Origin of the sequence: Brevundimonas sp. (assembly GCF_036659295.1) — a bacterium.
Taxonomy (GTDB): Bacteria; Pseudomonadota; Alphaproteobacteria; order Caulobacterales; family Caulobacteraceae; genus Brevundimonas.
The window spans coordinates 3746-12609 of the sequence record NZ_JAVXCU010000067.1 but is presented as its reverse complement, the minus strand read 5'-3'; the positions used below and the strand labels follow the sequence as shown (position 1 = coordinate 12609).

Annotated in this window: 6 protein-coding genes and 3 pseudogenes; 8 read left to right on the top strand and 1 reads right to left on the bottom strand. The window is 57.5% G+C overall.

All coding sequences use genetic code 11. The features are described 5' to 3' along the window. The 8 genes and pseudogenes from RSB01_RS11045 to RSB01_RS11010 all read left to right on the top strand — a co-directional run. Positions 1–148 (top strand): annotated as a pseudogene (locus RSB01_RS11045) (IS6 family transposase); the annotation flags it as partial. 52 nt (positions 149–200) lie between these two features. After that, positions 201–786: pseudogene (locus RSB01_RS11040) on the top strand (IS6 family transposase); the annotation flags it as partial. A 104-nt stretch (positions 787–890) separates the two neighbouring features. Then, positions 891–2996: an AAA family ATPase gene (locus RSB01_RS11035; protein WP_332625473.1), complete on the top strand. Its 2106-nt coding sequence runs from the start codon at positions 891–893 to the stop codon at positions 2994–2996. Beyond that, positions 2996–5608, top strand: a complete 2613-nt coding sequence (locus RSB01_RS11030) for a hypothetical protein (RefSeq protein WP_332625472.1) — start codon at positions 2996–2998, stop codon at positions 5606–5608. The genes RSB01_RS11035 and RSB01_RS11030 overlap by 1 nt, the downstream gene beginning before the upstream one ends. Positions 5609–5725: 117 nt before the next feature. Then, positions 5726–5986 (top strand): hypothetical protein, encoded by a 261-nt coding sequence (locus tag RSB01_RS11025; protein WP_332620535.1) that lies wholly within the window; start codon positions 5726–5728, stop codon positions 5984–5986. 9 nt (positions 5987–5995) lie between these two features. Continuing rightward, positions 5996–6130, top strand: a pseudogene (locus tag RSB01_RS11020) (IS6 family transposase); the annotation flags it as partial. A 221-nt stretch (positions 6131–6351) separates the two neighbouring features. After that, positions 6352–6696 carry a helix-turn-helix transcriptional regulator gene (locus RSB01_RS11015; RefSeq protein ID WP_332620533.1) on the top strand — a complete coding sequence of 115 codons (345 nt, stop codon included), beginning with the start codon at positions 6352–6354 and terminating at the stop codon, positions 6694–6696. Continuing rightward, positions 6693–8006: a type II toxin-antitoxin system HipA family toxin gene (locus RSB01_RS11010; protein ID WP_332625471.1), complete on the top strand. Its 1314-nt coding sequence runs from the start codon at positions 6693–6695 to the stop codon at positions 8004–8006. The genes RSB01_RS11015 and RSB01_RS11010 overlap by 4 nt, the downstream gene beginning before the upstream one ends. 418 nt (positions 8007–8424) lie before the next feature. Here RSB01_RS11010 and RSB01_RS11005 read toward each other — a convergent pair. Then, the coding region (locus RSB01_RS11005) for a hypothetical protein (protein ID WP_332625470.1) at positions 8425–8864 on the bottom strand (440 nt) is incomplete at its 5' end.

Below are 8864 nucleotides of genomic sequence, written 5' to 3'. Positions count from 1 at the left end.
CAAATCTCAAGCCTCAGCGCAAAGATTTCTCACAACCCACGCGGCGATCTACAACACCTTCAACATCCAACGTCATCTGATCAGCAGGTCCACGCTTCGTCGCTTTCGTGCCGATGCAGATACTGCTTGGACGGCGGCTGTCGTCTGATAACGCGTGGGGTAGGGGTCTTTCGACTTCGCTTAGTTAAGCTGACAGCACCATGGCGCAGCGTGGAATTGACGTCAGTTATGAAACGATCCGGTGCTGGACGATCAAGTTCGGGCCTCTGATTGCACGGCGGCTGAAGAAGCGGAGAGCGCCTCCGACCGGCCGTTGGCATCTCGATGAGATGGTTTGCAAGATCGGTGGCCGACGCATGTATCTGTGGCGCGCGGTTGACGACGAAGGCGAGGTTTTAGACCTCGTTGTCCAACGCCGGCGAAACAACGCGGCGGCGCTGAAGTTGCTCGGTCGGCTCCTGCGAAATCACCCCGTGAGCCTGAGCGGATCACCACGGACGGCCTGGCGTCGTACGGCTCAGCCCTTCGGGAACTAGGTCTCAAGCATCTCCACCGCCCCGGGCGCTTACGGGAGAATAATCGGGTCGAGAATTCCCATCTGCCTATCCGACGACGAGAGCGAGACAGCAACAGGGTTTCAAATCCCAGGCCTCAGCGCAAAGATTTCTCACCACCCACGCAGCGATCTACAACACCTTCAACGTCCAGCGTCATCTGATCAGCCGACCAACTCTTCGCCGCTTCCGCGCCGAAGCCGGCGCGGCACGGGCGGCGGCAACGGCTTGAGCAGGGCGGGGAGGGGGGCTTCTGACCTGGTCACCGTTAACGTGACAGCGCCACCCAGAGATAATATTGATATTTATTAAAGATGTGAATGGCATGGACGTCACATGACAAGTTTTGAAGTCGACAGCTTAGAGGGGTATGCCCTAGCGGAGTTACGGCGCGAATGGGGCTATGAACCTGACGAGAGAATTGTAGTAATCGGCAATATCCGTGCAGCGAAGCTGCCAGACGGGAAAACAATTTATTTTCTTGAAGATCTAAAACACGCGTCCAGCTTTTCAAGTTTGCGATACCCTCACGTCGCTATCAATGGATCGCATAGCGCTTTCATTGGACCCGTGCTGCCACAGGGCTTCGACCTGCAGGCTAAATATCTCTGGGCCCTTGCAGAGTTGACGCTGTCGCCCAAAAAAGAACGCGAAAAGCACAAAAATCCCTATCAGTGCAACGTGGTCCGCGGCACATTACGACCACTTTCTGAGATGCCGAAGGACTGGCACTTTACCGTCCGCGGCCCAGCCACCGTAGCGCTGCTCGAAACAGCAGTCCACGACGCCATCATGGCAAGGGCCAACAAATCAACTGCCTCGCAGATTGCATCTATCAAGGCGAAACTGAACGTCGAACAGAGCAACCTCGAGGCCGCCAGCTCAGCACTCGCGCGCGCTTTATCTCATCAAGCCACCGCGGATGCGAGACTCGCCGACACAGAAAATCAATATCGCGACGCCCTTCGTAAGCTGGATCTCCAGCGCGACAAATATGAAAAGGAAAAAGCCCTTATGGAAGCTCGGCTCAGCTCTCTTGCAGAACTCGCTGAACGCAAGGGTGAACGCCTGCATGCGCTTGGTCTGTTAGACGCGGACGATCTAAAAAGACTACGCGATCCTCATCCACCAGCCGCGAACGGTCTATCCCTGGCCGAAGCCTTTGACGGAGATTTCTCGCGTCTTGCGCCGCATGTGCAGGCCGTGCTTTGGAGCCGTAATCTGATGTATACGCAGGATAGGATAAGGAACTTCCTCGCCTTAACGCGGACATCAGACCTTGTGATCCTTGCCGGCGATTCAGGATCGGGTAAAACCTCGATGGTCAAGGCCGTCGCCCAGGCCCTCGGAGCCATCTGCGAGATCATCGCGGTCAAACCAAACTGGACTGGCCCCGAGGATCTGATCGGCTATTTCAATCCAGTCGAGCGCAAATATCAGTCGACCCCCTTCCTCGATGCGCTGCTACGCGCCGAAGCCGACCCCAATCGACTACATTTCATTCTGCTCGACGAGATGAACCTAGCACGCGTCGAATACTATTTCGCTGATTTCCTTAGCTATCTCGAAACCCGCGATCGGTTGCCTGAAATTCCATTGTTCACGCAAGACGAAGAGCGCCATGTCCTGATGGAAAACGGGATCTTCCTCAGCATCGAGCAAGAGGCGCGCCTCAAAGCGAAACTGGATGAGGGGGCCACGATTGAGGACCTGTTGACCGACGAGACCGCGAATAATTTTCTCACGCTCTTTGGCGGCTTCAAAAATACTGAATCTATCCTTGCCCATCATGCTCGCCTGCGTCGGGGGCTAAGCGGCGTGCTCAGCACGAGGAGCACGCTCAGCTTTCCTGCCAATGTGCGCATCATGGGTGCCGTAAACATGGACGATACAACGCATAGTCTGTCGCCCAAGGTGCTCGACCGTGCTCACGTCCTTCGTTTCGACAATCCCTTCCTGACCGATTGGGAAGCGATCGAAAACGAGATCGAACCCTTGGAGCTGACCGATGCTCTGCAAATCCTGCCCGAAGAATTCGGGGCCCGCACGGACTATCCCGCTTTCGATCGCACCTTACCGGCCGCTGAGTTCTTGGCGCGGCTTGCCCGCGTGCTCGACCCGCTCGGGGTTGAATTTGGCTATCGCGCCATCCGGCAAGGCCTCGGCTATCTGCAAGGTGCTCAGGAGGCTGGGCTGACGGAAAGAGAAGCCCTGAACAACATCATTCTCATGAAAGTCCTGCCTAAGCTCACCTTGGATCTCGGGCGGGTGATGCCAGATGGTCGACCGCGCCGCGAACAACTACTGGCTCTGCGTGATCTTCTGGCGGAGGAATTCGCCGATGATCTCGACTATCTTGACGATTCTTGCGTCCAGAGGCTCGAAGGACTCGCGGCGACGGCGGATGCCAATAATGGTCTCGCGAGCTACTGGGTGCGGTGATGCGACTTGGCCTGAGGGCGGCGAAACTGCAAATCTTATGGAAAGCGCCCGGTCTTGCCCGTGCGGTCACAGTTAGCGTCGTTGACTTAGAGATCGACGAGGACGGGGTGCCTGAAACCGTCCTAGACGTCTTTCCCGATGATAATTCATGGCTTGGCTTGCAGGTGCCGGATGGTGTGGTTCCGACTTGGCGCAACGATGAGGGCGAAAATGCCTTTCTCAAGGTTGTCGCTCCAGATGGCGAGATATGGTGGATTCCTGCCCTAGACTGGAACAGGGGCAAGCGCCGCCATAACAACGCTTTTCTACGCAGCCTTGGGGAGTTCGAGATCCTGGTCGGTGATGATGCGCTGCGCGTTATCATCCGTCACCACGAGGGGGTGATGCTGGGCGATTACCTACGTGATTTTCATGATGAGCTGTTGTGGCTTGTCCTCGGCCAAGAGGGCGGCGGCGGTGTCTCGCGCAACGGCGGCGCTAACATTTCTGCGGCCTTTGACGGATTCGTCGAGTCGGTACTATCGCTCGCAGCCGATCTACCTCGAAACTTGCAAGAAACGACGGGAATCACGCGCCGCGCCAAAGTCCGGCCGAATACGGCAACTTTTCGTGTGCTCGCGCGCGCGCCTTGGGCAAAAGTGTTGCCGGGCCGAGTTGCCAAGGCCGAGCCCGATATTCCCGACAATCGTTACTTACGTCATATGATCCAGAGCGCTTTAGTCTTGGCACAGATGGTGCATAAGGCGGGACAAGCGCAAACAGTAGCTCTCAATCGGCGTGTGGAGCAACTGGAGGCCACTGGTAGAGCTCTGATCGAAAAAGAATGGCAGGACGTCGACCCTGAAGTTTTCGATGCTCAGCTTCAAGAATACGAGCAGCGGATGAAACCGCTTTGGAATTGGCGCGCGGACGCTACTTCTAACGAACAGCTTTACCGGCAGCGTTTCGAAATTACTCGCAGCTATCGAAGTTCGCGTAGCGAGTATTTTGTCAATGTAGGAGACGAAAACCAGTACGCAGGTTCGCATGTTCTTGTGTTGCCCGAAGCCGTCGGCGAGATCATCCACGCAGTTTTAGCAAGCGAAAGAAAATTCGACTTTGGAGTGGCGCGCGGAAGGATTGAGAGAACCGAAAAGGCCTTCGGAACCGGCAAACGATATTGCCAGCACAAGATTGCCCAAGTTGGGGCTATCCGCCCCTTAAGCGCGGAAGTTCGGCGGAGCCGACGTGAAGCTCTTGTAGCCAACGGTTGGCGACTTCAACTCGATAGCAAGGCGCGTGAAGAATACAAGCAAGCCGGACGGGTCAGTCTGTCGCGGGCATCTCACTACCGAAAGCATGCCCAGTCGGCGCAACAGCTTTCCGCCAACCTATCTTCAGGGAATACTCGTCTGGCGAGGTTGGATCGAACCTTGCATGAGCTTGGAGTCAGCACGTCTTCGATCCCTCCACAAGGTTTGCGCTGGCGCGTTCACCCGCCCCATGCTGCTTGTCTCGCCGCTTTCCGTCGGTTGCAGGAAGCGGCGCAAGAGAATGGGATCGACATCGGTTCTCTGGAACGGCTGGACACGGTCGCCACATTGCATGCCAGTGCACTTTACGAGCGTTGGTGTCTGATTAAGATTCTGTCGGTTCTGATGACGGAATATGGCTTCGAGCCGGAAACGGGTTGGCAATCACAACTGGTGGATGCTGTCACCCGACCCGATGGTCAAATGACACTCAACCTGTTGCGCCCCGACATATTGCTTGGTGCACGTCTAGAGGTTCAGCCTGTGCTAAAGAATGGGCGTAGGCCAGATTTCCGGCTTAGGGTGACTTATCTGCCTAAAACACCCACCAATGAGGAAAGAGATGAGCTTTTCGCTGAAGCGCCAGGCCTGGTGATGGACGCGAAATTCCGTAGTCGCTGGCACTTCGACGAGCTCTCAGAAATGGTCGAGGCCTTGGTTCAACAAAAGGGCTATGGCCAAGAGCAGGATGCTGTCTTTGTATTACAGCCCTGTGGCAATAGTGTGCGACAAAGGAACTCTCCCCTCGCTTGGGGGCCGCATTGCGACTATGGGCAAGATCACCCCACCGACCATAGGCATGGCCATATCCGGCTCGCACCAAATGCCGACCTATCGGATCCACAGGTTCACCTCCGCCGCCTTATAGGTCTGCTTATGCAGGCATGCTTCGCGCGCCCTACTGAAGTGTTTGCGGAAAATCAGGCAAAATTCTTTGAGGAATTGTTTAAGGCGGCAAATCGTCAAGCCGGCAGCTCGCGAGCTCACTCTCAGGACGCGCCCCTAGTCAGCGCCAGTTTTTGCATTTCATGCGGCAAGGCTCATGACGCGGACGATGTTGTTAGAAAATGCACGGGGACTTCGGATAAGGGCCGTGAGTTCTGGGTGCTCGGCTGCAAGGGCTGCGGCATGTCAGTGACGAGAACGCACTGTTATGGGTGTGGTGAACGGGTACTCTTCAAAAATCACCTGCAGTTTACCTATCATCGAACCATTGCCTACCAGCCGACCCATGTGGTCTGCCCCCAATGCGGTGCCGATTTCGTAGAAAACTCCTCGGCCTCAAGGACAAAAAACTCGAGAGAACCACATTCGAGTTAACGGTAGGATTTCAAAGAATGGCCCCTTAGGCGCAAAAGGTACGGGGTGTTTGCCGAATTTGCGTAATCACCTCACATCGGAGTGGACTTCTTCCGCGACCAGAGCCGTAGTCCGTTCATGACCTCAGATGATTTGTATCAAGGCATGTTCGACCGCGATGATGAGCTGGAGGCAAAGTTTCGGTTGGGCGTGTTTACAGGGCACTTGGCCGAGTATGCGGTGAGCCTCTCAACCGACCTTGATCTGTTGGAACTATCCAGCGCTGCAGGTTGCTTGCAAAGCTATCTGCAAGACGCCAAAATCTTGGCGCAAGCCATGGAAGTTCTAGATCGCCGCTCGCGACCTATTCTTCCAGGGCCACCAACTCGCTCAGCGTGATCCCAAGCCTCAGCCCAGAGATTTTTCACCACCCACGCAGCGATCTACAACAGCTTCAATATCCAACGCCATTTGATCAGCAGGTCCACGCTTCGCCGTTTGCGCGTCGGTGTGGATACTGCTTGGGCGGCTGCTGTCGCCTGATATTGAGCAGGGAAGGGAAGCTTTTGACTTCGCTCAGTTAAGCTGACAGCACCTACGGGTTATAGGTCGCAACACCCCACAGAAGGGTGATTGGTACTTATTTGGGCTATAAACACCCATATGCGGGTTTTAATTGAATTTTCGCAACAGAGGGTGTAAATACCCATCTAAGGGTTACATCTTCTCCACATGCTCACAGCCACCCATAAAAGGGGTCTAACATGGCAGAAGCGGAAACAGATCTCGCACGCCGCGCCCGGGTGCTCGGCGAACGCCTTGCGGCGCAACGCCTGAGCCGCAACCTGACGCAACGCCAGTTGTCCGATAGCGCCGGTGTGGGGATCAACACCCTACGTCGCCTCGAGGGTGGAGAAAACGCTTCGCTGGACACCCTGCTGCGCGTGATGGATGCCCTGGGCCTCGGCGATCGTATGGAGACCCTCGCGCCCCCGGTGGATGTCCGCCCCGTGGATCGGGTTCGCCTGGCCGCAGCCACCGAACGCCGTCGCGCGACCGGAGCCGGCGGAAAGCCGGCCCAGCCCTGGACCTGGGGAGACGAAGATTGACCGACGCCACCATCCGCCTGTGGGGCCGTGACATTGGCGCCGTCACCTGGCTTGAAGCCGAAGGATACGGCGTCTTCCAGTACACCCCGGAATTCGCCGTCAGCGACCGTGAAGTCGCGCCGCTGGTCATGCCCCTGACCGAGGCTCCCTACGCCTTCCCGGAACTGCCGCGCCCAGCCTTCAAGGGTCTGCCCGGCCTGCTGGCCGACTCCTTGCCGGACAAATACGGCAACGCCCTGATCAACGAATGGCTGGCGCGTCAGAACCGGACAGCCGCCTCCTTCAATCCGGTCGAGCGCCTCTGCTACATCGGTGAACGTGGCATGGGCGCTCTGGAGTTCCATCCGACCCAACGTCAGGCGGCCCGTCGCTCCCGTAGACTGGAGATCGCCGCTCTGGTCGATCTCGCCAATCAGGTCCTCTCGATGCGTCACGGGATGCAAGGGGGCCTAGGCGGCGAGGACGACCACGCCGCGCTGGAGGAAATTTTGCGCGTCGGCACCTCGGCCGGCGGCGCTCGCGCCAAGGCCGTGCTGGCCTGGAACCCAGACACGGGCGAGTTCCGTTCGGGCCAGGTCTCGGCCGACGCCGGGTTCGGCTATTGGCTGATGAAGTTCGACGGCGTCAGCAACAACCGTGACAAGGAGCTTGCCGATCCACAAGGGTTCGGTCTGATCGAATACGCCTTCTCCCAGATGGCGCGCGACGCCGGCATCGACATGTCGGAATGCCGCCTGCATCACGAAGGCGGTCGCAGCCACTTCATGACCCGTCGCTTCGACCGCACCACGACCGGCAAGAAGGTCCACATGCAGTCTCTGGCCGCCCTGCGCCATTACGACTTCAACGCCGCCGGCGCCTACAGCTACGAACAGGCGATCGAGACGATCCGCCTGCTCGATCTGGACGCCGTCGATCTCGAACAGCAGTTTCGCCGCGCCGTCTTCAACCTGTTCATCCGCAACCAGGACGACCATGTGAAGAACATCGCCTTCCTGATGGACCGCTCTGGCACCTGGCGGCTGTCTCCGGCCTTCGACGTCGCCTATGCGTGGAACCCGTCCGGCGACTGGACCAACGCCCACCAGATGAGCCTGAATGGCAAGCGCGACGATTTCGATCTCGAAGACCTAGTCACCTTCGGCGCCCACTGCGGCTTCAAGCGGCGCAAGGCGCTCGGCCTGATCTCCGAGATCGCTGCACGAGTCCGCGACTGGTCGATCTACGCCGAAGAAGCCAGAGTGTTCGAGCCGGACGCCGAACGTATTGGCAAGGCGTTGCGCCTCGACCTCACCCCGCCCGCCGCCTGATCGGAGCGAGCCGCATTTGAGCTGACGGTAGGGTTTCGGGGAGTGGCCTCTTAGCCGTAAAAGGGTCGGGAGGGCGAAAAGCTGACCTTCAGAGATTCCGGAAGGGTCGGAAGCAGAAGTAGGCATCTCGCCACTGAGCGGACGCCTAAGTTATGCGTGAACGTCGCTTTCACGACGTGGTCAGTATGAACGTTCATGGCGCATCCTGGCCGTCCTTAAAAAACTAAGGGATGGGGACTCTGGACAGGCGGAGACGCAGAATGCCTTTCTCCTTGTCAAGATCGGCAAAGCGGTCCTCTTTAGCGCGGCTCGCACACGCCATTCCTCGATGCCCGAACGGTCCGAGGTGGACACCTCCTCAAAGGGTAGGGCTATGATCACGGTGCGATGTTGAACGCAACGTCGAGCACCTTTTACTTTATCGCAGCATGGCTGCGAATATGGAGCGGCGGGCGACGGCGTTTTCGGGTGTGAGACCATGCTGAGCGAAATGGCTATGCCAACGCGGTGCGGTGGTCTCGGAGGCAGTTAAAGGTGTCGATGTCTGATCGCACACGAGTATGTCGGAGGTGCGATCCACCGGAATATACTCGATCCAATGCACTGGCACCTGATGAGTATAGCCGTCATCGCCACGAACTGAGATGTGATCGGTCCGGTTTATACCACGGAAACCGTGGGCCGTGATCTGAACCTTCTGGGCACCTTCATCATCACCGTGGCTGGCGGTCTTTAGGACGTTGCGGGTGACGCTATCAGGATGGCTGAAGTGCTGTTCGCCCATATAGTTGGCGATAGCTTCGTGCTCCCAGAAACACGAACTGCGGATGGTGCCCGCATAGATATCCTCGGCCGGGC